The sequence below is a fragment of the Conyzicola sp. genome (assembly GCF_046714715.1).
In the GTDB taxonomy this organism is placed as follows: Bacteria; Actinomycetota; Actinomycetes; order Actinomycetales; family Microbacteriaceae; genus Conyzicola.
Map to the genome: position 1 here is coordinate 98,004 of NZ_JBKKAD010000168.1, position 22,754 is coordinate 120,757.

Annotated in this window: 32 protein-coding genes; 15 read left to right on the plus strand and 17 right to left on the minus strand. The window is 68.7% G+C overall.

What is annotated here, in order from left to right; all coding sequences use genetic code 11:
• The first annotated feature begins 15 nt into the window (after nucleotides 1-15).
• Nucleotides 16-1,386, plus strand: a complete 1,371-nt coding sequence (locus ACLQ6X_RS13315) for a glucose-6-phosphate dehydrogenase (protein WP_411700636.1) — start codon at nucleotides 16-18, stop codon at nucleotides 1,384-1,386.
• A gap of 59 nt (nucleotides 1,387-1,445) precedes the next feature.
• Nucleotides 1,446-2,888, plus strand: coding sequence for a sugar porter family MFS transporter (locus ACLQ6X_RS13320; protein ID WP_411700637.1), 1,443 nt, complete (start codon nucleotides 1,446-1,448; stop codon nucleotides 2,886-2,888).
• A gap of 4 nt (nucleotides 2,889-2,892) precedes the next feature.
• Here ACLQ6X_RS13320 and ACLQ6X_RS13325 read toward each other — a convergent pair whose 3' ends face one another.
• On the minus strand, nucleotides 2,893-4,611 hold the full coding sequence (locus tag ACLQ6X_RS13325) for a sensor histidine kinase (RefSeq protein WP_411700638.1): 1,719 nt from the start codon (nucleotides 4,609-4,611) through the stop codon (nucleotides 2,893-2,895).
• Nucleotides 4,612-4,757: 146 nt separating this feature from the next.
• Here ACLQ6X_RS13325 and ACLQ6X_RS13330 point away from each other — a divergent pair, with 146 nt between their 5' ends.
• Nucleotides 4,758-4,940: a PspC domain-containing protein gene (locus ACLQ6X_RS13330; protein WP_411700639.1), complete on the plus strand. Its 183-nt coding sequence runs from the start codon at nucleotides 4,758-4,760 to the stop codon at nucleotides 4,938-4,940.
• Between the two features lie 23 nt (nucleotides 4,941-4,963).
• Here the strand turns inward: ACLQ6X_RS13330 and ACLQ6X_RS13335 are convergent, their stop codons facing one another.
• From ACLQ6X_RS13335 to ACLQ6X_RS13345, 3 genes are all read right to left on the minus strand, one after another.
• Nucleotides 4,964-5,473, minus strand: a complete 510-nt coding sequence (locus ACLQ6X_RS13335) for a CarD family transcriptional regulator (RefSeq protein ID WP_411700640.1) — start codon at nucleotides 5,471-5,473, stop codon at nucleotides 4,964-4,966.
• A gap of 73 nt (nucleotides 5,474-5,546) precedes the next feature.
• Nucleotides 5,547-6,284 carry an alpha/beta hydrolase gene (locus ACLQ6X_RS13340; protein WP_411700641.1) on the minus strand — a complete coding sequence of 246 codons (738 nt, stop codon included), beginning with the start codon at nucleotides 6,282-6,284 and terminating at the stop codon, nucleotides 5,547-5,549.
• A 20-nt stretch (nucleotides 6,285-6,304) separates the two neighbouring features.
• Nucleotides 6,305-6,805 (minus strand): DUF427 domain-containing protein, encoded by a 501-nt coding sequence (locus ACLQ6X_RS13345; RefSeq protein WP_411700642.1) that lies wholly within the window; start codon nucleotides 6,803-6,805, stop codon nucleotides 6,305-6,307.
• Between the two features lie 51 nt (nucleotides 6,806-6,856).
• Here ACLQ6X_RS13345 and ACLQ6X_RS13350 point away from each other — a divergent pair, with 51 nt between their 5' ends.
• Both ACLQ6X_RS13350 and ACLQ6X_RS13355 read left to right on the plus strand, forming a co-directional pair.
• Nucleotides 6,857-7,129 carry a hypothetical protein gene (locus ACLQ6X_RS13350; protein ID WP_411700643.1) on the plus strand — a complete coding sequence of 91 codons (273 nt, stop codon included), beginning with the start codon at nucleotides 6,857-6,859 and terminating at the stop codon, nucleotides 7,127-7,129.
• Between the two features lie 68 nt (nucleotides 7,130-7,197).
• Nucleotides 7,198-7,530 carry a YciI family protein gene (locus tag ACLQ6X_RS13355; protein WP_411700644.1) on the plus strand — a complete coding sequence of 111 codons (333 nt, stop codon included), beginning with the start codon at nucleotides 7,198-7,200 and terminating at the stop codon, nucleotides 7,528-7,530.
• Between the two features lie 20 nt (nucleotides 7,531-7,550).
• Here ACLQ6X_RS13355 and ACLQ6X_RS13360 read toward each other — a convergent pair whose 3' ends face one another.
• The 3 genes from ACLQ6X_RS13360 to ACLQ6X_RS13370 form a co-directional block, all read right to left on the minus strand.
• Nucleotides 7,551-8,687, minus strand: coding sequence for an epoxide hydrolase family protein (locus ACLQ6X_RS13360; RefSeq protein WP_411700645.1), 1,137 nt, complete (start codon nucleotides 8,685-8,687; stop codon nucleotides 7,551-7,553).
• Nucleotides 8,688-8,777: 90 nt separating this feature from the next.
• On the minus strand, nucleotides 8,778-9,164 hold the full coding sequence (locus ACLQ6X_RS13365; RefSeq protein WP_411700646.1) for a VOC family protein: 387 nt from the start codon (nucleotides 9,162-9,164) through the stop codon (nucleotides 8,778-8,780).
• 64 nt (nucleotides 9,165-9,228) lie between these two features.
• Complete coding sequence (locus ACLQ6X_RS13370; protein ID WP_411700647.1) at nucleotides 9,229-9,903, minus strand: SDR family oxidoreductase; 675 nt, start codon at nucleotides 9,901-9,903, stop codon at nucleotides 9,229-9,231.
• Nucleotides 9,904-9,944: 41 nt separating this feature from the next.
• Here ACLQ6X_RS13370 and ACLQ6X_RS13375 point away from each other — a divergent pair, with 41 nt between their 5' ends.
• The 4 genes from ACLQ6X_RS13375 to ACLQ6X_RS13390 all read left to right on the plus strand — a co-directional run bounded on the left by ACLQ6X_RS13375 (nucleotide 9,945) and on the right by ACLQ6X_RS13390 (nucleotide 12,130).
• Complete coding sequence (locus ACLQ6X_RS13375; RefSeq protein WP_411700648.1) at nucleotides 9,945-10,238, plus strand: hypothetical protein; 294 nt, start codon at nucleotides 9,945-9,947, stop codon at nucleotides 10,236-10,238.
• Nucleotides 10,239-10,307: 69 nt separating this feature from the next.
• The gene (gene yidC / locus ACLQ6X_RS13380; protein ID WP_411700649.1) at nucleotides 10,308-11,054 is read left to right on the plus strand and encodes a membrane protein insertase YidC; all 747 of its coding nucleotides are present in this window, start codon (nucleotides 10,308-10,310) and stop codon (nucleotides 11,052-11,054) included.
• A gap of 63 nt (nucleotides 11,055-11,117) precedes the next feature.
• The gene (locus ACLQ6X_RS13385; RefSeq protein WP_411700650.1) at nucleotides 11,118-11,495 is read left to right on the plus strand and encodes a VOC family protein; all 378 of its coding nucleotides are present in this window, start codon (nucleotides 11,118-11,120) and stop codon (nucleotides 11,493-11,495) included.
• Between the two features lie 110 nt (nucleotides 11,496-11,605).
• The gene (locus tag ACLQ6X_RS13390) at nucleotides 11,606-12,130 is read left to right on the plus strand and encodes a hypothetical protein (protein ID WP_411700651.1); all 525 of its coding nucleotides are present in this window, start codon (nucleotides 11,606-11,608) and stop codon (nucleotides 12,128-12,130) included.
• 14 nt (nucleotides 12,131-12,144) lie between these two features.
• Here the strand turns inward: ACLQ6X_RS13390 and ACLQ6X_RS13395 are convergent, their stop codons facing one another.
• The 5 genes from ACLQ6X_RS13395 to ACLQ6X_RS13415 all read right to left on the minus strand — a co-directional run bounded on the left by ACLQ6X_RS13395 (nucleotide 12,145) and on the right by ACLQ6X_RS13415 (nucleotide 15,187).
• Nucleotides 12,145-12,903, minus strand: a complete 759-nt coding sequence (locus ACLQ6X_RS13395; RefSeq protein WP_411700652.1) for a VOC family protein — start codon at nucleotides 12,901-12,903, stop codon at nucleotides 12,145-12,147.
• 32 nt (nucleotides 12,904-12,935) lie between these two features.
• Nucleotides 12,936-13,418, minus strand: a complete 483-nt coding sequence (locus ACLQ6X_RS13400) for a pyridoxamine 5'-phosphate oxidase family protein (protein ID WP_411700653.1) — start codon at nucleotides 13,416-13,418, stop codon at nucleotides 12,936-12,938.
• A 71-nt stretch (nucleotides 13,419-13,489) separates the two neighbouring features.
• A complete protein-coding gene (locus ACLQ6X_RS13405; RefSeq protein ID WP_411700654.1) occupies nucleotides 13,490-13,993 on the minus strand; it encodes a metallophosphoesterase family protein in 504 nt (167 codons plus the stop codon).
• Nucleotides 13,994-14,488 (minus strand): FBP domain-containing protein, encoded by a 495-nt coding sequence (locus ACLQ6X_RS13410; protein ID WP_411700655.1) that lies wholly within the window; start codon nucleotides 14,486-14,488, stop codon nucleotides 13,994-13,996.
• Nucleotides 14,489-14,548: 60 nt separating this feature from the next.
• Nucleotides 14,549-15,187 (minus strand): TetR/AcrR family transcriptional regulator, encoded by a 639-nt coding sequence (locus ACLQ6X_RS13415; protein ID WP_411700656.1) that lies wholly within the window; start codon nucleotides 15,185-15,187, stop codon nucleotides 14,549-14,551.
• A gap of 297 nt (nucleotides 15,188-15,484) precedes the next feature.
• On the opposite strand from ACLQ6X_RS13415, the gene ACLQ6X_RS13420 reads away from it, so the two are divergent.
• Nucleotides 15,485-15,712 (plus strand): hypothetical protein, encoded by a 228-nt coding sequence (locus tag ACLQ6X_RS13420; RefSeq protein ID WP_411700657.1) that lies wholly within the window; start codon nucleotides 15,485-15,487, stop codon nucleotides 15,710-15,712.
• Between the two features lie 28 nt (nucleotides 15,713-15,740).
• On the opposite strand, the gene ACLQ6X_RS13425 is transcribed toward ACLQ6X_RS13420, so the two are convergent.
• Nucleotides 15,741-16,085: a hypothetical protein gene (locus ACLQ6X_RS13425; RefSeq protein WP_411700658.1), complete on the minus strand. Its 345-nt coding sequence runs from the start codon at nucleotides 16,083-16,085 to the stop codon at nucleotides 15,741-15,743.
• A 135-nt stretch (nucleotides 16,086-16,220) separates the two neighbouring features.
• Between ACLQ6X_RS13425 and ACLQ6X_RS13430 the strand changes: the two genes are divergently transcribed.
• Nucleotides 16,221-17,741 (plus strand): methyltransferase, encoded by a 1,521-nt coding sequence (locus tag ACLQ6X_RS13430; protein ID WP_411700659.1) that lies wholly within the window; start codon nucleotides 16,221-16,223, stop codon nucleotides 17,739-17,741.
• A gap of 21 nt (nucleotides 17,742-17,762) precedes the next feature.
• Here ACLQ6X_RS13430 and ACLQ6X_RS13435 read toward each other — a convergent pair whose 3' ends face one another.
• Nucleotides 17,763-18,050: a GNAT family N-acetyltransferase gene (locus tag ACLQ6X_RS13435; protein WP_411700660.1), complete on the minus strand. Its 288-nt coding sequence runs from the start codon at nucleotides 18,048-18,050 to the stop codon at nucleotides 17,763-17,765.
• Between the two features lie 105 nt (nucleotides 18,051-18,155).
• Between ACLQ6X_RS13435 and ACLQ6X_RS13440 the strand changes: the two genes are divergently transcribed.
• From ACLQ6X_RS13440 to ACLQ6X_RS13455, 4 genes are read left to right on the plus strand one after another with little or no spacing between them, the layout of a single operon-like run.
• Nucleotides 18,156-18,620, plus strand: coding sequence for a VanZ family protein (locus tag ACLQ6X_RS13440; protein ID WP_411700661.1), 465 nt, complete (start codon nucleotides 18,156-18,158; stop codon nucleotides 18,618-18,620).
• Nucleotides 18,621-18,644: 24 nt separating this feature from the next.
• Nucleotides 18,645-18,947, plus strand: coding sequence for a hypothetical protein (locus tag ACLQ6X_RS13445; RefSeq protein ID WP_411700662.1), 303 nt, complete (start codon nucleotides 18,645-18,647; stop codon nucleotides 18,945-18,947).
• Between the two features lie 3 nt (nucleotides 18,948-18,950).
• Nucleotides 18,951-19,790, plus strand: a complete 840-nt coding sequence (locus ACLQ6X_RS13450) for a DUF3097 domain-containing protein (protein ID WP_411700663.1) — start codon at nucleotides 18,951-18,953, stop codon at nucleotides 19,788-19,790.
• A 16-nt stretch (nucleotides 19,791-19,806) separates the two neighbouring features.
• The gene (locus ACLQ6X_RS13455; RefSeq protein ID WP_411700664.1) at nucleotides 19,807-20,319 is read left to right on the plus strand and encodes a PaaI family thioesterase; all 513 of its coding nucleotides are present in this window, start codon (nucleotides 19,807-19,809) and stop codon (nucleotides 20,317-20,319) included.
• A 24-nt stretch (nucleotides 20,320-20,343) separates the two neighbouring features.
• Here the strand turns inward: ACLQ6X_RS13455 and ACLQ6X_RS13460 are convergent, their stop codons facing one another.
• Genes ACLQ6X_RS13460 through ACLQ6X_RS13470 form a run of 3 tightly spaced genes read right to left on the minus strand, consistent with a single transcriptional unit; the run spans nucleotide 20,344 to nucleotide 22,749 of the window.
• On the minus strand, nucleotides 20,344-20,790 hold the full coding sequence (locus tag ACLQ6X_RS13460; RefSeq protein WP_411700665.1) for a hypothetical protein: 447 nt from the start codon (nucleotides 20,788-20,790) through the stop codon (nucleotides 20,344-20,346).
• Nucleotides 20,790-22,502, minus strand: coding sequence for a long-chain-fatty-acid--CoA ligase (locus tag ACLQ6X_RS13465; protein WP_411700666.1), 1,713 nt, complete (start codon nucleotides 22,500-22,502; stop codon nucleotides 20,790-20,792). Before ACLQ6X_RS13465 ends, ACLQ6X_RS13460 begins: the two co-directional genes overlap by 1 nt.
• A gap of 19 nt (nucleotides 22,503-22,521) precedes the next feature.
• Nucleotides 22,522-22,749 carry a hypothetical protein gene (locus tag ACLQ6X_RS13470; RefSeq protein ID WP_411700667.1) on the minus strand — a complete coding sequence of 76 codons (228 nt, stop codon included), beginning with the start codon at nucleotides 22,747-22,749 and terminating at the stop codon, nucleotides 22,522-22,524.
• Nucleotides 22,750-22,754: the final 5 nt, after the last annotated feature.

The window sequence follows — 22,754 nt, forward strand, 5'->3', positions numbered from 1 at the left end:
CTAGGGTCGTGAACCATGACCGAACGCATCGACACGCTCATCATCCTCGGCGCCGGCGGCGACCTCGCCTCGCGCCTGCTCCTGCCCGGCCTGGCCTCGCTGCTCGCCTCCCCGCGGGGCGAGGCTGTGCAGCTGATCGGGGTCGACAGGGACGAAGTGACGGATGCCGCGTGGCAGTCGACGGTGTCCGCCGCGTTCGCGACGGAGGCGTCCGATCTCGGCAGCGCTGTGGCTGCGAAGTCGTTCTACCTCCGGGGCGACGCGACCGACCCGGACGATCTGCGACGCGCGTTCGACGCCGCCACCGGGCGAATCGCCCTCTACTTCGCCTTGCCGCCCGCCGTCACGATCCTGGTCGTGAAGGCGCTGTCGTCGATCGACCTGCCGAAGGGCATCGTCTTCGCGCTCGAGAAGCCGTTCGGCACCGACCTGGCTTCTGCTCGGGCGTTGAACCGGAGGCTCGAGAAGCTGGTGCCCGAGGAGCAGATCTTCCGGGTCGACCACTTCCTCGGCAAGTCGACGGTGCTCAACCTGCTGGGACTGCGGTTCGCGAACCGCATCTTCGAGCCGCTCATGTCGGCGCCGAATGTTGAGAAGGTCGAGATCGTCTTCGACGAGAAGCTCGCCCTGGAGGGCCGCGCCGGGTACTACGACAGGGCGGGCGCGCTGGCCGACATGATCCAGAGCCACCTGCTGCTCGTGCTCGCGCTCACCGCGATGGAGCCGCCCGCGAGCGTGGATGCCGACGACCTGCGCGGCGGCATGGCGCAGGTGCTGCGCGCCACCCGACCGTGGAAGAAGGACGGCTCGTCCAGTCGCCGCGCGCACTACACGGCGGGCACGGTCGACGGCCGCGAACTGCCGGCCTACACCGACGAAGACGGAGTCGACGCGGCCCGCGAGACCGAGACGCTCACCGAGGTCACCCTCGCGATAGACAACTGGCGGTGGGCCGGGGTGCCGTTCGTGCTGCGTTCCGGGAAGGCCATCGGCGAGGCGAAGCAGCAGATCGTGGTGACGCTGCGCGCCGTGCCGCACCTGCCGGTGGGCCTGCACGGCCCCTCCGGACCCGCACAGTTGCGCATCGCCATGAAGCCCGCCGCGCTCGAACTCGACCTCATGGTCAACGGCGAAGACGACCCGTTCGAGCTCGAGCGGGTCGTTCTCGACAGCCCGCTGCGCGCCGGCGAACTCAGCGCCTACGGCGAGGTGCTCTCGGGGCTGCTCGAGGGTGACCCGTCGCTCGCCGTGCGCGGCGACATCGCGGAGCAATGCTGGCGCATCGTTGCGCCCGTGCTCGCCGCGTGGAAGCGGGGCGACGTGTCACTCGAGGGATATGCGGCGGGTTCGGGCGGACCAACCGCGTGGAACCGACCTCGGGGGTAGAGTCGTACGGGTCGTTCCAGCGTGGTGATGATGACTCACCACACGAAAGAAGAACGACGATGTCACGCACCACCGAAAAGTCCGGCACGAACCTCAAGGTCATCGCTCTCGCGGTGGCCGGCGCGGTCGGCGGCTTCCTCTTCGGTTTCGACTCCTCCGTGATCAACGGGGCGGTCGATCCGATCCAAGACCAGTTCGGCCTGAGCGAGTCGCTCACCGGGTTCGCCGTCGCGGTCGCGCTGCTCGGCTGTGCCGTGGGCGCCTACGTCGCCGGCCGTCTCGCCGACTGGAAGGGCCGCATTCCGGCCATGCTCGTCGGCGCGGTGTTGTTCCTCGTCAGCGCCGTCGGCACCGGTCTCGCCTTCAACGTGTGGGACCTCATCGCCTGGCGCCTCGTCGGCGGCCTCGGTATCGGCATCGCCTCGGTGATCGCCCCCGCCTACATCGCCGAGATCTCGCCGAAGAACCTGCGCGGTCGCCTCGGCTCGCTGCAGCAGCTCGCCATCACGATCGGTATCTTCGCCGCGCTGCTCTCCGACACGGTGTTCGCCAACTGGGCCGGGGGCGCAGGCCAGGAGCTGTGGCTCGGCCTGGAGGCCTGGCGATGGATGTTCCTCGCCGGCATCGTGCCCGCCGTGGTCTACGGCCTCATCGCCCTGAAGCTGCCCGAGTCTCCCCGATTCCTCGTGCTCAAGGGGCGCGACGACGAGGTGCGCGGAATTTTCGCCCGACTCTGGCCGAACGACGACGTCGAGCGCGCGATCCGCGACATGCGATCGGGCATCGAGACCGACGCCCATGGCTCAAAGAAGGGGGCGCTGCGCGGCAACCGCTTCGGCCTCAAGCCGATCGTCTGGGTCGGCATCATCCTGTCGGTGTTCCAGCAGTTCGTCGGCATCAACGTGATCTTCTACTACTCCACCACCCTCTGGAAGTCGGTCGGATTCCAGGAGAGCGACTCGCTCACCATCTCGGTCATCACCGCCGTCACCAACATCGCGGTCACCTTCGTGGCGATCGCCCTCGTCGACCGTGTCGGCCGCCGCCCCATCCTGCTCTTCGGGTCGGTGGGCATGACGGTCGCCCTCGCGACCATGGCTATCTCGTTCAGCCAGGCCGTGCAGGTCGACGGCGCGCCGAGCCTGCCCGGCGCCTGGGGCCCGGTCGCTCTCGTCGCCGCGAACGTCTTCGTCATCAGCTTCGGCGCTTCGTGGGGCCCCGTGGTCTGGGTGCTGCTCGGCGAGATCTTCCCGAACCGCATCCGTGCGCGTGCCCTCGGAATCGCGGCCGCCGCCCAGTGGATCGCGAACTTCGTGATCACCCTGTCGTTCCCGCCGCTCGCGTCGGTGTCGCTCGTGCTCACCTACGGCCTCTACGCCCTGTTCGCCGCGCTGTCGTTCGTGTTCGTTCTCAAGGTCGTGCCCGAGACCAATGGCCTCTCGCTCGAGGAAGCCGAGACGCTGTTCACCAAGAAGGTGAAGGCGCCCGCCGCCCAGAAGTAGTCCGCTAGCGCCGCACGGGGAGGGTGATCCCGAACGTGGACCCCTCGCCGACCACCGAGGTGACGGAGATCTCGCCCCCGTGCGACCGTACGATGTCGTTCACGATGGCGAGCCCGAGTCCGGTACCGGGCACGACCTCGTCGCGGGCGTTCGTGGCGCGGAAGAACCGGTCGAAGAGCTGGGGGATGTCGCCGGTCGGAATGCCCATGCCGGTGTCCGCGACCGAGACCCGAACGGCGGGCCGGCCCGCCAGGGCGATTCCCGAAGCGACGCCGACGTGCACCGACCCTCCGGCGGGCGTGAATTTCACGGCGTTCTCCATGACGTTCGTGAAGACCCGCTCCAGGTGCGCCTCGTCGCCCTCCACGATCGCCGCGTCACCGCAGTCGATCGTGAACTGCACCTCCCGAGACTGAGCGAACGGGCGCAACGATTCGGCCGACCGGCCGAGCACGCGGGTGAGCTCCACGGGCGCGGTGGCGAGGGTCGCATCGCCCGACTCCAGACGCGTCAGCACGAGCATGTTCCCGACGAGCGTGTGCAGTCGCTGGGCGTTGCGGTCGACGACGAGCAGCATGTCTCGCGCCGACTTAGGGAGCGTTCCTCCCGCGTCGTCCAACACGAGTTCCAGGAAGCCGAGGATGGAGGTCAGGGGTGTGCGCATCTCGTGGCTCACCGTGCCGATCATGTCGCTCTTCGATTTGTCGAGCGCGGTCAGGCGCGCGACCACCTGTTCCTGTCCCTCGAGCACTCGGGCGAGCATCGACTGCCGGAACATGACCGGAACGGCCGAGAGCGCGACCGCCGCGGCGGCCAGCACGAACGCAACGGTCGGCACGCGTGTCTGCGTTGCGACCAAGAGCACGACGACCCCGGCGAGAACGGCCAGGGCCGGCACGGGCAGCAGCCGCCCGCGGGACGAGGCCGAGGGCAGAACGGGGCGGACGCGGTCGACACCGTCGACCCACAGTGCGATGAACGCCACCCCGGCGGTCCAGGCGACGTCGAGCGGCGTCCCGCTGACGTACGCCCCCTCGTGGTTCAGCAGCGCATAGGCGATATCAGCCCCGGTGAACAGCACCAGGCCGGTCAACAGCAACTGCCATCGCGGTCCGAGGCGTAGGAGCGGCGACGCCGAGATTCCCACAACGGTTGCGACCAGGAGCAGGTCGAAGAGCGGGTAGAGCGCGGCAATCACCGCGTCGATCGGTGTCGTGTCGGCAGCCTCATTGAAGACCGGCGCGAGCACCACCGCGAGAACGGCGGACGCGCCCAACACGGCGAGGGTGCTGTCGACGGCCACCGATACCGTCGGCGTGCGCGACTGACGTCGCACGAGAACGACGAGTGCCGCCAGCATGAGCGGGTAGAAAATCAGGTAGCCGAGGTCGGCGAACGACGGTGAGGGCAGGTTGCCGGATGAATCCATCGCCAGCGAGAAGTAGGTATCGCCTGCGGCGTTGGCGGTGACGGCGGCCGCCACGAGGGTGACCTCCCACTTCGCAAACGCCGTGCGCACCGCCACGAGCCAGAAGACTCCGACCGGGAGCCACACCGCGAGAAGCGACAGCCAGACGTTGACCAGCGCGCTCGCGGGATCGCCGGGCAGCAGCAGCGCCCCGAGGTACACCGCATTCACGACCACGGTGGCAGCGATCAGGGCGCGGATCGCCGGAGCCGTGACAACATCACCGACCGACGGTGCCGCGACGGCAGTGACCATGATTTCCCCCGAAATGCCCGACCCAGTTTCGGGGACGCTTGCAACTCATCATGCCTTAGAAGTCACGCGGCGACGATCATCCCTGTAGCGCTGATGCGGGGGTTATCCCGGATGCGGCCCGCACGGGATTTCGACAGACTAGGGGCATGAGCACACTCCAGCGTCCCAAGTCCGGCACCATGATCGGCGGCGTCTGCGCCGCCATCGCGAACCGTTTCGGCTGGTCGGTGACGCTCGTGCGCGCGCTCACCGTCGCATCCATTCTGATCCCCGGCCCCCAGGTGATCATCTACCTGATCCTCTGGGCCTTCATCCCGAAGGAGCTTTAACCCCGACCGACGGTCGTCGCCGGCTACTCGGCGGCGGCCGGCTCCGGCAGGCTCGAGGCCAGCACGTCGTCGAGAGCGTCGATCGCCGCGTCTTCGTCGGCGCCGAGCGCGAGGCTCAGTTCGGACACGACGATCTGACGGCTCTTCACGAGCATCCGCTTTTCGCCCGCGGAGAGCACGGCGCGCTGGTCGCGGCGCCAGAGATCGCGCACGACCTCGCTCACCCGGTACACGTCGCCGCTGCCCATCTTCTCGGTATTCGCCTTGAAGCGTCGCGACCAGTTGCTTACTTCTTCCTCGGCCTCCCCGCGCAGCACCGCGTACACCGCCTCGACGCCCGCGTCGTCGATCACGTCGCGCACGCCGACCAGCTCGGCGTTGTCGACCGGCAGCTCGACCACGAGGTCGCTGCCGTGCATGTCGAGCGTGATGTATTTCTTCTCCTCGCCCTTCACCGTGCGAGTGGTGACGGCGGTGATGGTCGCCGCGCCGTGGTGCGGATAAACGACGGTTTCGCCGACTTCGAAGATCATCTGAGCAGCCTCTGTTCTGTTGCGCCTCCTGAGACGCTATCGCTATTCGGCCCGCAGCAGAACGGTGAGCGGGCTATCGCGAGAGAACCGTCGCGAGCGCGTCGGTGATTTCGTCGCGCGCCGTCTCGGTGGTGATGGTCGCGGTGTTGTCGCCCGGCTGCGCCCCGTAGTCGCCGAACCCCGCGTGATTGAGGCCCTCGATCTCGACCAGGCGGGCGTCCGCCGGCAACAGGCCCCGCGCATCCGCGATCTTGTCGGGCGTGCTCAGTCCGTCACGGCTTCCCGCGATGCTCAAGACCTCGAGGCCCGATTCGGTCAGGTCGTTCGCGCAATAGCTGCCGAACAGGATGAGGCCGCTCACGTCGGGGTCGTCGGCGAGCATGCAGGCCCGCACCCCGCCGAGCGAGTGCCCGCCGACGAACCAGCGGTCGACGCCGCGTGCGTCGGCGGTGAAGGTGTCGAGGGGGCGCTGGTCGAAGAAGGCCAGGTTCAGGATCGGCTTGGTGATCACGATCGTCGCGCCAGTGCGCTCCACGATCTCGGACAGCTTGTACATGTAGCCGTACGTGTCGACCTTCGCGCCCGGGATGAAGACGAGCCCGGTGCCGGATGCGACCCCCGTCGGCCCGATCACGACCGAGTGGTCGGTGCTCGTCACCTCGACGGCGTCGTTTGTCCAGACCTCGAGCGCCCGGTCGCGGTCGCCCTGCATCACGATGTTGGCCCAGACGAGCACGCCGACCGCGACGAGCACCACCAGGACGAGGATGGCGACGACGCCGATGCGGAGGCGGCGGGCGATGCTGGTCATTGGTCCAGCCTACAAAGCGACTACCAGCCCAGCGTGCCGGGCTCGCCCTTGAACGGGCCGACGACGCGGCCGGTGATCCAGCCGCCGTAGAACCCGCCCGCCTGCGGCAGCACGCGTTCGCCGTCGACCTCGCAGCTCTCCATCGCGCCCGGATAGAGCGCGACCCGGTCGGCGAGCACCTCGAAGCCGGGGCTGGGTTCGGGATAGAACCACCCGGCGCTCTCGGCGACCACATCGCCCCCGCGCACGGTGAGGTAGCCGGCCACGCCCTTGAACTCGCAGAAGCTGCTGCCCGGGGCGGGTTCGAGGGCGCCCGGCACGAACGCGCTGCGGGGCAGGTAGTAGACGGGCGGATGACTCGTCTCCAGCACCCGCAGCGCATCGGTGGTGTCGGCGATCGTCACCCCACCGAGGTTGACCACCACGCGCTCTCCCGTCGGCTCGACCCGCGGCGGCCTCGGGTAGTCCCACACGGACTCCTGACCGGGACCTGGCACGACGGGGCTGATGTTTCTGCGCATGCTCCCCAGTGTGGCCCGCCCGCCTGTGAACCGCGTCGCTAAGGTCGACACATGCGCGATCTCGACCTCTCCATCGACGGCGAGCTGTTCCGCGTGAGCGGGCGACGTCAGCCCGGCGGTGCGATCAGCTACGACTTCGCCTGGCGCAACGGCCCGTCGCAGGGCACCTACGGTTTCACGGCGAACTTCGGCGCCGAGGCGTCCGAGGCGCGGCTCGCGGTCGAGGCGCGCACGTTCGTGACGGCGTTCTACGGCGCGGTCGGCATCGGCGAGACCGACTTTCCCGACCATGTTGCCGCGGGCGATCACGACGCCGATGACTAGCGCCCGGGCAATAGCCCTTGTCCCGCGCAAGTTGACGCTGTAAACATGAGGCAACCAAAGGAGTAACAATGGAGTTCTTACTGCTCATCGCGGACGCGCCCGATGGCGAGGCGGGCGGCGATCTGGATGCCGGACGGTGGGTCGACGACCTCGAATCCCGCGGGGCCCACCTCTACGGCAACCGCACGAGGCCGGGTGCCGAGGCGACGGTCGTGAAGGTGCGCGGCGGCGAAGTCGTCACAGCCACGGGCGTGCTGCACGAAGGTCACGACTGGATCGCGGGGTTCGACGTGATCGAGTGCGACAGCCTCGACGACGCCATTCAGATCGCGGCCGCGCACCCCATGGCCAGGGCCGGGCAAATCGAGATCCGCCCGGTCTGGCCGTTCGACGACGAGTAGCGCTCCGTCTGTGTCGGGTTTCAGCGCGCGAGAGTGGTGAAGAACTCGCGGATGTCGTCGGCGAGAAGTTGAGGCTCCTCGTGGGCGGCGAAGTGTCCGCCCCGGGGCATCTCGGTGAAGCGCCGCACGTTGTACGACCGTTCGGCCCACTGACGCGGGGGCCGGCTGATGTCGGCGGGGAAGACTGCAATTGCGGTGGGTATCGAGACGCCGGTGATGGGAACGGAGAGCCCCTGCGCGTGCTCGTAGTAGGGGCGGAACGACGACGAGATCGTGTTGGTGAACCAGTAGAGCGACGCTTGGGCGAGCAAGAAATCGTCGGTGAAGCGCGAACCCAGATCGCCGTGGCTGTCGCTCCAGGCGCGGTATTTTTCCACGATCCATGCCAGCAGCCCGACGGGCGAATCCGACAGCGCGGGAGCAAGACTCATCGGGCGGGTCTGCTGCTGGTGCTGGTACGCACCCTCGTCGGCGACCCAGGTCCGGACAGCCGCAAGGTAGGTACGCTCCTGCTCGTCGAGCGACGCGTCGTCGAAGTGTGCGGGCGGCGACACGGCGAGGAGATGGATGCCGACCACGGACTCGGGGTGTGCCTGGCCCAATCGTGAGGTGACACCGGCTCCGAGATCGCCGCCGTGCGCGGCGTATCGCTCGAACCCGAGTTCGTGTCGCATAAGCCGGTGCCAGATCTCATGGGTGGGGAGGTCGCTGGGGAAAGTGGGACGGGCCTGCGAGAAGCCGAAGCCCGGCAGCGACGGCACGATGACGGTGAAGGCCGTCGCCGGGTCGCCGCCGAATTCGCCGGGGTTCGACAATCGTCGGGCGAGCGGCACCAGTTCCATAAACGTGCTCGGCCAGCCGTGGGTCAGCACGATGGGCAGCGCGCCGTCGCTGGCAGCATCGAACCGCAGGTAGTGCAGGGCCGCGCCGTCGATGTCCGTCGTGAACGACGGCAACTCGTTGATCGCTGCCTCGTGCTCGCGCCAGTCGAACCCGTCGCCCCAGTGCTCGGCGAGTCGACGCAATTGGTCGGCGTCGGTGCCGGCCTGCCAGCCGGGCGCGCCCAGCGGCTGCGCCCAGCGGGTGTGTGCGACCCGATGGCGCAGGTCGTCGATCACGGAGTCGTCGACATGGAACGAGAATGGCTGCGAGGTCATGGCACCGCTCTTTGCTGGGTGGGGAGGCTTACTCGAGGTTACGCGGTAGATCGAGGATCGACGGCGCCCGAGATTGCCCACCGAACGTCGCTAGCTCGGCTGCACCGCCGAGTAGTCGGGCAGTTCCTGCAGCGCCCAGCCGTTGCCGTCGGGGTCGGCGAAGAACACGAACCGACCCCACGGGTATTCTTCGACGCCGCGCGCCTCGACGCCAGCGTCGGCCAGTTGCTGCAGTGCGGCGTCCGCGTCGGCGACGACGCACTGGATGCCCTCGAGCGAACCGGGTTCCATCGAGCCGCCCAGGTTCTTGTCGAGCACGATGGAACAGGCCGATCCCGGGGGAGTGAGCTGCACGAACCGCATGGTCTCGTCGACCCGGGTGTCGTGGTCTGCGGTGAAGCCGAGCTTCACGTAGAAGTCTTTCGACCTGTCGATGTCTGAAACGGGTACGGAGAGTAGTTCGATCTTCCAATCCATGGTGCGCTCCTCTGCGGTGTCGGTGGCACCTAAAATACTGCGGGCCACCGACACCGATCTAGGGCTAGAGCGCGTCGATGATGGCGTCGGCTATCGGCCGGTCGCCGGCGACGACCTCCCACGCGTGGCCGATGGTGCCGGGGTTGTCGAGCGCCGCGACGATGACCGCCGCGACATCGGCGCGGGCGATGTTGCCGCGTTCGACGGTGTCGCCGATGGTGACGAGGCCGGTGGCCGCGTCATCCGTCAGCCCGCCGGGGCGCACGATCGTGTACTCGAGACCCGAGCCCTCGACCGCGAGGTCGGCGTCGCGCTTCGCCTCGTAGTACGGACGCATCGAGTCGTCGGGCTCGCCGGGCAGCGGGCCGCGGACGCCGATGGCCGACACCATCACGAAACGCTGCACGCGGGCGCGGGTCGCGGCGTCGATGGCGGTGACCGCACCCTCGAAGTCGACCGCGCGGGTGCGGGCCGGGCTGCCGCCTCCCGCCCCCGCGGAGAAGACCACGGCGTCGCAGCCTTCGAAGGTCGACGCGAGCTCGTCGACGCCGGCCGACTCGATGTCGAGCACGACGGGGATGGCGCCGAGCTGGGCGATCTCGTCGGAGCGGTCGGCGTTGCGGAAAATCGCAACCACCTCGTCGCCTCGGGCGTGCAGAAGGGTGATGAGGTGCTTCGCGACCTTGCCGGTTCCGCCGACGATCGCGACGCGGGATGCCTGTTCTTCGGAAATAGTCATCTTCCCAGTGTGCACCGCGGCCCGGCGATTATGCTGGGCGCGTGCACGCAATCCTCGAACGACTCGTCATGGTAATGACCGTGTCGTTCCTGGCGATGGCCGTTGCGCAGGGCGAGCCGACGACGCTCGTTTTTGCCGGTATCGCCGCTCTCGCCGTATCCAGTGTGCTTGCCGCGCGCTACGCGGCCATCGTGATCCGTGCGCACGACCTCGGCGTGGGAGAACGGGCCAGGGCGCACAGGCAGTCGCTCGTCGGAATGCCCGAGCCGCAGCATCCGCACACCCCGGGCAAGCCACGCACCAGAGCACCCTCGCGGACCCCCGCGGTCGCGTAGTCCCCTTCCAGAGAGCGGATGCGCGGCCACACGGCCCCCATTCACTCTCAACGCGAGGACTCCCTTTCCGTGGACATCTATAGTTTCGCCCCCATCGCAGTCGTGCTCGACGCCGCCTATTCGGTCGTCACCGGCCTGCAAGACCTGCTCGCACCGCTCGCAGGGTCGGCGAGCGCCGCGCTCGCGATCGTGCTCATCACCCTCGTTCTGCGCCTGCTTCTCATCCCCGTCGGCCGCTCGCAGGTGCGCGCCGAGTTCACCCGCCGGCGGCTCGCGCCGCGGCTGCAGGCCCTGCAGAAGAAGTACAAGAAGAACCCCGAAATGCTGCAGAAGAAGACGATGGAGCTCTACACGAGCGAGAAGGCGAGCCCCCTCGCCGGCATCCTGCCGACCCTCGCCCAGGCGCCCGTGCTCTCGATCGTCTACGGGCTGTTCATCCTGCCAACGGTAAACGGGCACGGGAACGCGTTGCTCACCGAGCAGCTGCTCGGGGTTCCGCTCGGCACGTCGCTCGCGCACCTGCTCACGACGGGCGCGTTCGGTCTCGACCTGCTCGTCTATGCCGCGCTGCTGCTCGTTATCGCGGCGGTGGCGTTCGCGTCACGACGAGTGGCCCTCGCCTTCAATAAGCCCGCGGATGACGCGGCTCCCGCCATGGCCCGGATGAACGCCGCCCTCAGCTGGCTGCCGTTCATCACCGTGTTGTTCGCGGCGCTCGTGCCTCTCGCCGCCACGCTCTACCTCACGGTGACCACCACGTGGACCCTCGTCGAGCGGCAGGTACTGCGCCGCCGCCTCGCCCCGGGGGTGGATTAAATCCTCGCAACGGGGCAATGTGGACACTGACCACATTGCCCCACCTAGTGAAAGGGAACACCGATGTTCACACCCAGCGGAGCCTTCAGCGGCTTTTCGATCGACGACCTCGACGCCGCCAAGAAGTTCTACGGCGAGACCCTCGGCCTGAGGATCACCGAGAACGACATGGGCTTCCTCAACCTGCACCTCGACAGCGGCGCCACCGTGCTCGCCTACGTGAAGCCCGACCACGAGCCCGCCACCTTCACCATCCTCAATTTCCAAGTGGACGACGTGGACGCCGCCGTCGACGACCTCAACGCACGCGGTGTCGAGACCAACATCTACGGCCCATCGATCCCGGCCGACGACCGCGGGGTGATGAAGGGCGACGGCCCCGACATCGCCTGGTTCCGCGACCCGGCGGGCAACGTGCTCTCGGTGCTGTCGGCCTCGTAGCGACCCCGCACGGACAGGATCGGCGTCTGTGTGTCAGCACCGGGGTATTCCGGCGCATCCCCCTAGGCTGAGGCCGTCGGGCCAGACGGCCTCAGCCTAGGGGGAGCTTCATGAACGTGCGCGAGGTAAGCGGGCGTCGCCCGCTACTTGTTGTCGGACTCGTGAGCGGCGGGCTCTTCGGAGTGCTGATGAGCCTGTTTACTGCGTTGACCAGCCCAGAGCGGAACATCGGATTCGTCGTGATTCTGGGTGCAGTCGGCGGGTTGCTCTTCGGCACGGCTTTCGCGTTCATTGTTGCCCGGCAGAATCGCGGAATGGGTGGGGCGAGTACGGCGAGAGCTGTTCAGGCTGCCATCAGCGCACGCGCTCTGCCCCCGGCGATCGACGAATCCTGGTTGTCGGCACTGCGTTATCGCAAGCGACAGGCGACGCGATACCGGTGGCTCAACCCACTGATTTTTCTGTTCCTGACCCTCCTCGGCGTGATCAGCCTGGCCAACTCGTTTGTTCCGGATTGGCTCGCTTGGATCGAAGTCATTGGTTTCCCTGTGATTGCGGTCATAGGCGTCGTGCAGACGAGTCGCGAGTTGGCGGCGATAGCCGAACTCGAGCGGCAGCTGACGCAACGGGACTGACCGGAAGGTTTCCGCTAGTCCACCTGCAGGATCGCGAATTTCGCGCCGGTCGGGTCGACCGCGTGGGCCTGTCGGCCGTAGGGGCTGTCTTCGACCCGCTCGAGCATCGTGCCGCCCAACTCGGTGACCCGCACGGCCGCCTCGTTCGCGTTCTCGACGCCGAAGTACACGTCCCAGAAGGGCGGTTCGATCTCGGGCAGGTCGTCGGCATCCCAGATGCCGGCGACCGCGTCCGCGCCCGAACCGAGCGTCGTGTAGCGCATCTCGTCGGTGTCGCTCAGCACCTCGTTCTCCCAGCCGAACACGGTCGTGTAGAACTGCACGGCCTTCGCGTAGTCACGGGCGTGCAGCTCGGCCCAGACCGGGGCGCCCGGTCCTTGGGTCACTTCGAGCCCGGTGTGCGATTCGTTCTGCCAGCCGCCGACCCGCGCGCCGTCGGGGTCGGTGATCACCAGCCAGGTGCCCATGTCGTCGAGTTGCTCGAGTTCGAGCACCCGGCCGCCCTGGACCTTGGTCGCCTCGGCCGTGGCGCGAGCGTCGGCGATCTCGAGGTAGACCGTCCAGGTGTCGTCGACACCCGAGTCGGCGGGGTTCAGCATGAGACCGCCGACGTTCTTACCGTCAGCGGAGAACGTGACGTAGCCGCCGAACTCGGGCGGTGCCGCCGCCGTCTGCCAGCCGAACAGCGAGGTGTAGAACTCGACGGCCGTGTCTGGGTGGCGGCTGATCAGGTCCATCCAGCGGGGCTGCCCGGGTCGGAACGTGAGCGGCATGATCTTCTCCTCCGGTAGAGTGCGACGGCTTTCTAGAGCGCGACGGTGCGGTTCTCGCCCAGGTCGGGCGGGGTCTTCGTTACGAGTGCCTTGGCGATCTCGAAGGCCCGCACGACCCCCGGCTTGTCTATCGACCAGTACTCGGCGCTGCGGGCGTCGACACGCAGCAGGGCGACCGAGGGGTCGTCTTTGCCGTTCTCGAACCACGCCTCGACCATCGGGTTCCAGAGCTGGTCGATGCGGGTGCGGTCACGGTCGATAGACGCGGTGCCGGCGATCGACAGGTAGGCCTTGTTGTCGGCGTAGGCCACGTTCACCTCGGGATTCGCTGCGATGTCTCGTGACTTGGGGCTGGGGTCTGCCGTGAAGAACCAGAGCGAGCCCTCGAAGGTGTCGGAGAGCACCGCGAGCGGGCGGCTGTGCAGCTCGCCCTCCTCGCTCGTCGTGGTGAGTATGGCCACCTTGGCCGCGTCGATGATCGTGCGGATGGTCTCGAGATCGGTGTCGTCAGTCATGACTCCACGCTGCCACCGGCCGCCGACGCGCGACAACCCCTAGCGCCCCTGCTATCTAGAGAGCAGGCCGCCTAGCGCTCGACGGCGACCGTCTTCACGTCGAGCAGCACGCCCGCATCGGCGACCGCGGTCATCATCGTGCAGACCGGCTGGCGGCGGCGGTCGGTGGGTGAACCGGGGTTGAGCAGACGCAGGCCGCCGGGGGTGACCGTGTCCCAAGGGATGTGGCTGTGCCCGAAGACCAACAGGTCGGTATCGGGGTACGCGGCGTCGCAGCGCGCCTCACGCCCGACCGCGCCGCCGGTCTCGTGCACGACGGCGATGCGGATGCCGTCCACGGTCTCGCGGGCGACCTCGGGCAGGCGGGCCCTCAGTGGGGCGCCGTCGTTGTTGCCCCACACGCCGAGCAGGCGGGCCGCGCGGTCCTGCAGCTCGTCGAGCAGTGCGACGTCGACCCAGTCGCCGGCATGGATCACCAGGTCAGCTTCCTCGACAGCGGACCACACGGCGGGCGAGAGCGCACGCGCGCGTTTCGGCACGTGGGTGTCGGCGAGCAGCAGCAGGCGGGTGGCCATTCAGGCCGTGCGCATGATGTCGGCGGTGAAGGCGTTCACGCGCCCGAGCAGGCCCTCGGCGCGGGTGGCGATCACGTCGGCGGGATCGGGGTGCATCGGCTGCGCGGCCGGCGCGATGCGGATGATCAGCGAGCAGGCGAGGTCGTCGCAGATGTAGGTACCGACCGTGTTGCCGTTGCGGCCCGCCTCGCCCGCGCGTGGGGCGGAGAACATGGTGACCTGGTGCGAGGGCTGCGCGGTGCGGCAGAGGGCGCACATCGCGGAGATTCCGTGGCTGAGGGCGACCTCGGATGCGCGCAGCACGATGCCGACCGGGGTGTCGCCCGACCAGTGCACGAGGTAGCCGCGCTGACGCGCCTGCGGGTCGCGCCAACCCAGGTACTCCCGACTGTCCCAGAGCACCTCGTGCAGGCCCGGCAACGGCATGCGGTCGATCTCGCCCCGCGTCGCGTTGACGAAGCTGGCGCGGATGTCGGATTCGCTGAGCGGCTTCACGATCTCCTCGGGGCGTTGGCGGTCAATTCAGCGTACAACGCTGCCTGACCGCGCCGGGCCTCAGATGCCGCGGTCGACCATGTCGAGCAGTCGGGTCGTGGCGCCGTCGATCATCTCGGCGGTGAGGCCGCGCAGCGGGCCGTCGATGATGAGCATGCCGAGACCGTGCACGGCGGACCAGGCGTGCAGCTCTGCGCCCGCCCGACGGTCAGCCGGCAGCACCCCGGCGCTCTCGAGTTCGTCCAGCGTCCCGCTCAGGATCTGGAAGGGCGTGAAGCCGGCGGCGCCAGCCTTCGCCGGCGAGCCGGAGTTCGACAGGTCGTCGGGAACGGTGAACGCCGCACGAAACAGCCCGGGCTGCTCGCGGGCGAAGCGCAGGTATCCTTCGCCGACGGCTCGCAGCCGGCCGCGCGCGGCGGTGGCCGCGTCATCCGGCCCCTGCGGCGCAATGCCGGCCAGCATCGAATCGGCGACCATTCCCTGGGCGCTGGCGGAGACCGCGGTCAACAGGGCGTGCCGGTCGGCGAAGTGCCGGTAGGCCGCATTGGGGGAGACCCCCACCCGGCGGGTCGCCTCGCGCAGCACGACGGCGTCCGGACCGCCTTCGCGGGCGAGGTCGAGTCCCGCCGTGATGAGCGCCTGGCGGAGGTCGCCGTGCCGATACGTCTCGCGCGGCGGTGCCGTGGCGGGTTCGGTCACGGGGTGCTCCCGGGCGCGGGGCGACGACGAACTCTCATGTGGACAGGGTACACATCGAAACCGAGCGTGAAGCCCAGCCGGGGCGGCCTACCCGCGCGAGCGTCGACAATCCGCTTCGGGGGCGTAAACTGAGAACACGTATTTTTCGCCGTAGGATCGTGCACATGACGCAGGGTTCTGCGCGCTTGAGCGAAGCAACAGAAGTTAGAAAGCGGGGGCCTCGTGGGAACGCTGGTTTATGGAAACGCAAACCTTGAGATCGAGTTCGACGACCGTGTACTCGCGCACCTTCAGGCTGTGATCGTCGCGAAGCTGCGTCGCGACGAGGGCTTCCTCTTCTCCTGGAAGGACGCGCCCGGCGTGGGCGAGGGCCGCAGCTGCATCTGGATGCACCGTTCCATCCCCCTCTACTTCACCTACCCGGAATCCCAGCCGCCGGCGGTCAACCGCCTCTGGCTCGAGGCGCTGACCGTGAGCGCGAACAGCCCAGGCGGACTGCGCATCGTCGAAGAGCCCGAAGCCTGATCGATTCCGGAGCTTCTTCAGCCCCGTTTCACTCGTAGTCTTCGTGCACCGACAGGAAGTCGGCGTACTGGGGCTGGTAGTCGCCCGCCCGGGGCGTGTTCAACCGTGTCGCCCGCTGCCGCAGATCGTCGACGAGTGAATCGTCGAACGGCTGCCGCAACTCCGACTCTTCGGTGACGCTCGCCAACTGGCTGGACGGCCCGATCAGCAGGGTCGCCGTTCCGGACGCACCGGAGGCCAGGACGACCGGGATCTCGACGATGTCGGCCCGACCGTTTTTGGCGAGTGCCTCGGCGTATTCGAGCACCGCGTTGGCGATCGAGTCGCCCGTGAGCATCGAACCGCTGGAATAGTAGACGCGCCGCATGGCCATGCACCTCCTGCGTGGTGCGGGCGCACGCCGCGGCCACTTCTTAACGGTAGGTCGCCGCGAGACCGGCCTCGTCGGGGGTTGACCGACGCCGGGGTGCGGCAGAGAATTGCGCGACGGTCGCTGGCAGTGCCGCCGATGGGGTTGAATGTCGCAGTGACTTCCGCCCTCATCGCCCGCCTACGCGACGACCTCTTCGCCGCGCAGTTCACCGCCGACACCGTCGACTCGCTGTGGGGGCCGGATGCCGCTTCCGCGCTCCGCCGCGGACAGCGCGAGCCTGCGCGGCGCGCGGTGGCCGCCACGGGCGGTGTCGGCGTGCTCGCGACCCTCTTCGTGCTCGGCCTGCCCGTGCCGACGGCCGGCCTCGCGGCGGCACTCCCGGCGCTCGGCGTCGACGGTGCGGAAGCCCTCGGTCTCGTGCGCCTCGACGGCGAGCTGGCCATGCCGCTGCTCGACCTGCGTCCGCACGCGTTCGTCGACGCGCTCGGCGCCGGCAGCTGGTGGATCGCCTCCGACCTCGGCGAGGCGGCCCTGCGCCGTGCCATCCCCGAGACTCACGTGCTCGGCGTCGGGGGAGCGTCGACCACGCTCGCCGGCCTCATGGTGGGCACGAAGGTGGGCCGCGTCCTCGACCTCGGCACCGGCTGCGGCATCCAGGCGCTGCACGCCGCCCGCCACGCGAAGCACGTGGTGGCGACCGATATCTCGGGCCGCGCGCTCGAACTCGCCCGGTTCAACGCCGAGCTCAACGGCGTCGGCAACATCGAATTGCGGTCGGGCAGCCTCTACGAACCGGTTGCCGGCGAGACGTTCGACCAGATCGTCTCCAACCCGCCGTTCGTGATCACCCCGCGCGGCGAGGGCGTGCCGTCGTACGAGTACCGAGACGGGGGATTGGTCGGCGACGCGCTCGTCGCATCCGTCATCTCCCGCGCGGCCCGCCATCTGGCGCCCGGCGGCGTCGCCCAGCTGCTCGGCAACTGGGAGTACCACGACGGTGTGGACGCCTTCGAGCGCGTGACCGCCTGGCTCGACGGAACCGGGCTCGACGCCTGGGTCGTGGAACGCGAGGTGCAAGACGCCGCGCTCTACGCCGAGACCTGGATCCGCGACGGCGGGATACTGCCCCGCACCGACGAGTTCGACGCTCTCTACGCCGCCTGGCTCGACGACTTCGCCGCCCGCGGCGTTTCGAGCATCGGCTTCGGCTACGTGACTCTGCGCCGACCCGTGACGGGAGGGCCGACCCTGCGCAGGCTGGAACGCCTGCACGGCGGTCTCGGCAACAATCCCGCGGGACTCGGCGTACACGTCGCGGCCACCCTGGCGGCCCACGACCTGCAGGCGCCGCTGTCCGACGCGGAGCTGACGCGCACGGCCCCCGTCGTGGCGGGCGACGTGACCGAGGAGCGGCACTACTGGCCGGGCGACGAAGACCCGACGGTGATGGATCTGCGGCAGGGCACGGGCTTCGGCCGCACGTTCCCGCTCGGCACGGCGCTGGCCGCGGTGGTCGGTGCGTGCGACGGCGAGCTCGAGTTGGGCGCCATCTGCTCGGCCGTCGCCCAGCTGCTCGGGGTCGACAGCGACGAGCTGCTGGCCGAAGTGCTGCCGAGCGTGCGCGAACTGCTGACGACCGGCTTCCTAGGCGTCTAGGTCTCCTAGGCCCTTACGCCTCTAGGCTTCGTCGACGTAGTCGGCGAGCTCGGGGTGCTTGCCGAGCCAGTGGGCCACCATCGGGCATTCGCCGACGATGCGCTTGTCTTCGGCGCGTGCCTCGGCGACCGCGAACTCGATGAGCCCGGTCGCGAAACCGCGGCCGCCGAACTCGGGTTGCACCACCGTGTGCGTGAAAACGCGCTGCGTCGCCGTGTCGGTGTAGCGGGCGTAGCCGATCTCCGACCCGTCGAGAACCAGGGTGTACTGCGTGCGTTCGGGCTCATGCTCGATCTGGGGCTTGTCCATCCCCCCATCCTGCCCCGAAGCGGGCGTTCGCCGCAGGATTCGGCTCACACGTCGCATCCACTCTTCTCCCACGTGTCGCATAGGCGGGCCTGAGACGATACAGACGTGTTCCGTCGCCACCCGATCGTCAGTGTCGTGACTCTGGCGTATCTCGGAACACTCGCGTGGCTCACGCTCACACCGTCGAACGCCGGCGTGCGCACGTTCTCGCTGCTGCAGCGGGTCGCGCGCTCCGTCCAGTCGAACGTCGGCACGGAGTTCCTCACCTTCGGTCGGGTCGAATTCGCCGCCAATGTCGCGCTCTTCGTGCCCATGGGTGTCTTCGTCCTGCTGCTGCTCGGCCGGAGGCTCTGGTGGGTGGGCGTCTTCGCCGGGCTACTCGCCTCGTGCTGGATCGAGCTTGCCCAGGGCGTCTGGCTCTCCGACCGGGTCTCGGATCCACGCGACCTGCTGTCGAACGGCCTCGGCACCGTGGTCGGCGTGCTGCTCGCCCTGCTCGTCACCTGGCCGGCGGCGCACCGGCTGCGGCAGCAATCTCGGGCGAGGGCGGCACGTCAGTCGGAGGCCTAGCGGCGCGTGGGCGAAGATGGAGCCATGACAACCCCGGTGGAAACCTTCGATTTCGGAATCGGCGCCCAGGTCTACGTCGAGGCGGTGTCGGAAGACGACCCCTCGCCCTGGCCGGAAGAACCGAGCGGCGTCATCGTCGGCGCGGGCGGGGCAGCGATCCAGCGCGTGACCAACACCGGCGGGCCGACCCGCATGTGGATCGTCGAGTTCGACTCGCCGCAGACGCACCTCGACGGCACGACCGGGCACACGAGCGCCCAGGTGCACGAGAAGTACCTACACCTGGCCCCGCCCTACGTCGCGGAGCACTCCCTCCAGGGGAACTAGGCCGTGACGTACGACCGCTACGGCTCTGACCCGCTCGTCGGGTTCACCAAGCGCCCCGTTCTCGCCGCCGCTCCCGTGGTCGCTGCGGAGCGCGACCTGGTGCTCGAGCACGCGGCGACGGGTTTCGTCGGCGCCATCGTGCGCATCGAGAGCACGAGCGTCGAACTCGAAGACCGCGCGGGCAAGATCCGGGCCTTCCCGCTCGGTGCCGGCTTCCTCGTGGACGGTGCGCGGGTCACCCTCGGTCCACCGGTGCGCAAAGCGGCGTCGACCGGGCGCAGCGCCTCCGGCTCGATCAGGGTCGCGGATGTCGCGGCTCGCGTTGCGCTGCCGAGCCGTATCTACGTCGAGGGCCGCCACGACGCGGAACTCGTCGAGAAGGTCTGGGGGCACGACCTGCGGGTCGAGGGCGTCGTCGTCGAATACCTCGAGGGCGTGGACGACCTGGTGAGCCTGGTCGCGGAGTTCGGCCCCGCGAAATCCCGCAGGCTGGGCGTGCTGGTCGACCACCTGGTTCCCGGGTCGAAGGAGAGCCGAATCGCGGATGCCGTGGCGCGCGGACCGCACGGATCCCACGTTCTCGTCGTCGGGCATCCGTATATCGACGTCTGGCAGGCGGTCAAGCCGCAGCGACTGGGTCTGCGCGAGTGGCCCGTCATCCCGCGCGGAATCGAGTGGAAGCACGGCATCTGCGCCGCGCTCGGCTGGCCGCACGCGGAACAGGCCGACATCGCCCGCGCCTGGCAGCGCATCCTCGGTCAGGTGAATTCCTACAACGATCTCGAGCCCGCCCTGCTGGGAAGAGTCGAACAGCTCATCGACTTTGTGACCGATCCGGCCTAGCAGCACACTGGGGGGTATGGACCCAGAGAACAACGTCGTTCGCAGCCGCACCGTCGAGTGGGACGACCCGATGGTCGGCGCCTCGCGCGCCGCCACGATGCCCGGCATCGAGTACCTGCAGGCCATGATCGACGGCGAGATCCCGCCGCCGCCGATCACGGCGCTGATGAATATGAACCTCGAGTCGGTGGGCCAGGGGACGGCGACGTTCAGCTGCCATCCCGACGAGTCGCACTACAACCCGATCGGCTCGGTGCACGGCGGCTTCGTCTGCACCGTGCTCGACTCGGCGGCGGGCTGCGCGGTGCAGACGACACTTCCGGCGGGCACGGGCTACACGTCGCTCGAGATCAAGGTGAGCTACCTGCGGGCGGTGAGCACCACGACGGGGCCGCTCACCGTGGTCGGCACGGTCACCAAGCCGGGATCACGAGTCGCGTTCGCCGAGGCGATCGTGCTCGACGGCCAGGGGCGCACCGTGGCGACGGCGAGCAGCACGCTGCTGGTCTTCCCGATCCCGGCCGCCTAGCGACCGACGCCTGGGGACCGGCGGCTACGACTGCCCGCTGGGCCCGTGCAGCGCTGACCAGCGCCCGGGCCGCACGGCCCAGCCGACGATCGTGAGGATGACGGCGGCGATGAGCGCGGTGGTGCCGGCGGCGAACAGGGTGCCGAGCAGGTCGATCGCCTCCTGCGGCGGCACCGTGCCGACGAGCGAGTTCGCCTCGACCACGAGGTGAAGGTAGAGCGCGCTGTTCGCGACCCAGAAGACGAGGATGCCCGCGATGATCCACGTCAGCTCGGGCCGGCGGGTCGTCTGGTTCGCCGCGATCGCTCCGACGAGCACCGCCGCCACGAAGAACACGGCGGCCACGATCGACAGCGCGAACGCGGCGACGGGAAGGAAGATGCTCGCGACGGCGACGAGCAGGCCGGCCGCCACGGCGGCGGCGGACCAGCGCCAGAGACGTCGGGCCCGCTCCGTCGGAGTCCGGGCCATCACGCGCCCGTGCCGGAATCGAGCAGGATGGTGCGCACCTCGCGGCGCAGGACCTTGCCGATCAGCGACTTCGGCAGCGCCTCGACGACGACGAGACGCTTGGGCACCTTGTAGGGCGTGAGGTTCTCGCGCACGTAGGCGCGCGCCGCCTCGGCGTCGAGTTCGGCCCCCGGCTCGAGCACGACGGCCGCGACGACCGCCTCGCCGCTGTGACCGTCAGGAAGGCCGACGACGGCGGCATCCGCAATGCCGCGGAAACCGCGCAGGCATTCCTCGACCTCGCTGGGGGCGACATTGAATCCGCCCGTGATGATGAGTTCCTTGATGCGGTCGACGATGCTGACGAATCCGTCGGCGTCGATGCTCACGATGTCTCCCGTGCGGAACCAGTGCGCGCCATCGTCGGTGGATTCTACGAAGACCTCGGCCGTCTCGTCGGGCTTTCCCCAGTAGCCGCTGAAGACCTGCGGGCCGCGAACGAGCAGCTCGCCCGCCTCGCCCGGCGCCCGGTCGGCCTGGGGGTTCTCGGGGTCGACGACCCGCACCTCGGTGTTGGGCAGCGGGAGGCCGACGGTGCCCGCGCGGCGGCTGGGCGCGACGGGGTTCGCCATCAGCACGGGGGAGGTCTCGGAGAGCCCGTAGCCCTCGACGAGGTAGCCGCCGGTCGCGGCCTCCCACGGCTCGACTACGGCGGCCGACAGGGGCATGGCGCCCGAGATGGAGATCTCGATGCCGGCGAGCGAGACGCCCTTGTCGGCGGCGGCCTTCGTGAGGCGCTCGTAGATCGGCGGGACCGCGGGCAGGAACGTCGCGGGCCGCTTCTTGACGACCGCGAGCACGAGGTCGGGGTCGAACTTCGGAAAGAGCACGAGCCGCGCGCCCATGCTCATGGCGAAGGTGAGGCAGAGCGTGAGCCCGTAGGCGTGGAACATCGGCAGCACGGCGTAGACAACGGCGGTGCCCCGGGGCACCGTCGGCGTCCACGCGCGGGACTGCGCCGCGTTCACCGTGAGATTGAGGTGCGTGAGGGTCGCGCCCTTGGGGCTGCCGGTCGTGCCGCTCGTGTACTGCAGCAGCGCGACGTCGTCGGCCCCCGGCCGGGCGACGTCGACGTCGATCGGCTTGCTCTTCAGCAGGTCCTTCCAGAGAACGGTGCCGCGCACGCTCGTGGTGAGTGCGCCGCGGGACTCGCGCGCCTTGGCGACGGGCAGACGCAGCAGCGCTCGCGTCATGAACGGCATAGCCCGTGTGACGTCCACCGAGATGATCGTCTCGACCGCGACATCCGAGGGAAAAGCCTGAATCGTCTCGACGACCTTGTTCCAGGCGATCACGAAACGCGCGCCGTGGTCTTCGAACTGGTGCCGCAGTTCGCGGGGCGTGTAGAGCGGGTTGTGTTCGACGACGATGGCGCCGAGGCGAAGCACGGCGTAGAACGCCACAATGTGCTGGGGCGCGTTCGGGAGCACGAGGGCCACCGGGTCGCCCTTCTTCACGCCGAGCCGCCTCAGGCCCTCGGCGGCCCGGGAGATCTGCTCGCCCAACTCGCTATAGGTCGTGGTCGCTCCGAAGAATTCCAAGGCCACATTGTCGGGGAATTCTCGGATGGAGTTGTCGACCAGGTCGAACAGCGACCCTTCGGGAAGTGCGATCTCGTGCGGGACTCCGGGAGCGTAGCTGGCCAGCCAGGGGCGGGGCGTATAGGTGGTCACGAGGACCACTCTATTGAAGCTAGGCGGCGCGCACGATTTCGATGGCGCGCTCGCGGGACAGCGTCTGCCCCACCTCGACCGCGTGGTTGTAGTCGGCGCCGCGCATGGCGACGTAGACGCGGCCCACTTTGTGCACGTAGCCGAGCGTCTCTGTGGGTGTGAGCAGGGCGAAGAGTTCGTCGTCGATCATCGCGACGCTCACGGAACGGGCGGGGGTGGGCTTGCGGCTCGGGGAAATGAGCACCATGGTGG